Annotated in this window: 2 protein-coding genes; both read right to left on the reverse strand. The window is 66.8% G+C overall.

The features are described 5' to 3' along the window. The coding region (locus TSH64_RS01530; RefSeq protein WP_146207976.1) for a DUF3382 domain-containing protein at positions 1-289 on the reverse strand (289 nt) is incomplete at its 3' end. 5 nt (positions 290-294) lie between these two features. After that, a partial coding sequence (locus tag TSH64_RS01535) for a branched-chain amino acid ABC transporter permease LivH (RefSeq protein ID WP_109095394.1) occupies positions 295-1,128 on the reverse strand: 834 nt, incomplete at its 5' end.

Below are 1,128 nucleotides of genomic sequence, written 5' to 3' on the forward strand. Positions count from 1 at the left end.
CGCCGGCGCAGACCAGCGCCAGGATCAGCACCGGCAGAGCCATGCCCTGGCGGATCAGCCCGAGCCCGAGCCGGCCGAGGAAGACCAGCAGAAGGGAGGCGATGACTTCTTCCGGCCGGGCTTCGATGCCGAGACCGGTGGGGCGGTCGACGGTGCGCAGGCCGACCAGCGGCACGGTCAGCAGCAGGGCCACGAAGGCGGCGAGGCCGGCGTCCTTGACGGTGGCGGCCCAGTCGACGCCGCGCGCGGCGCCGTGTCCGGCGGAGAGGGTGTTGGAGTGCGTGGTCATGGCGCTTACACCTTCTCGATCTCGGGCCGGCCGAGCAGGCCGGTGGGCCGGAAGATCAGGACGAGGACGAGGATGGAGAAGGTTGCGACGTCCTTCCATTCGGAGCCGACATAGCCCGACCAGAAGGCTTCGATCAGGCCGATGACCACACCGCCGAGCATGGCGCCGGGCAGCGAGCCGACCCCGCCGAGCACGGCGGCGGTGAAGCTTTTCACGCCGGCCAGGAAGCCGATGTAGAAGTCGATGACGCCATAGATCAGCAGCACCATCATGCCGGCGACGGCGGCGAGTGCAGCACCCATGACGAAGGTCAGCGAGATGACGCGGTCGACGTTGACGCCCAATAGGCCGGCCATCTTCTTGTCCTGCTCGCAGGCGCGCTGGGCACGTCCGAGCGAGGTGCGGTTGATCAGCATGGTGAAGCCGACCATGAGGACCAGGGTGATGATGATGGTGGCGAGCCGGACGTAGCTGACGGAGACGGCGCCGTCCATCAGGGTGAGGTTGCCGGGCAGGATGGGCTGCAGCGGCTTGGAGCGGGCGCCTTGGAGGATCTGGATGTAGTTCTGCAGGAAGATCGACATGCCGATGGCGGAGATCAGCGGCGCGAGGCGCGGCGAGGAGCGCAGCGGCCGGTAGGCGATGCGCTCGACCGTCCAGCCATAGACGCTGGTGAACAGCATGGAGGCGAGCAGCATGATCAGCAGCGCCAAGGGCACCCAGGTGATGCCGAGCGCGCCGATGGCCAGGAAGGTGATCAGCGCCACGAAGGAGCCGATCATGTAAATCTCGCCATGGGCGAAGTTGATCATGCCGATGATGCCGTACACCATCGTGTA

Origin of the sequence: Azospirillum sp. TSH64 (assembly GCF_003116035.1) — a bacterium.
GTDB lineage: Bacteria > Pseudomonadota > Alphaproteobacteria > Azospirillales > Azospirillaceae > Azospirillum.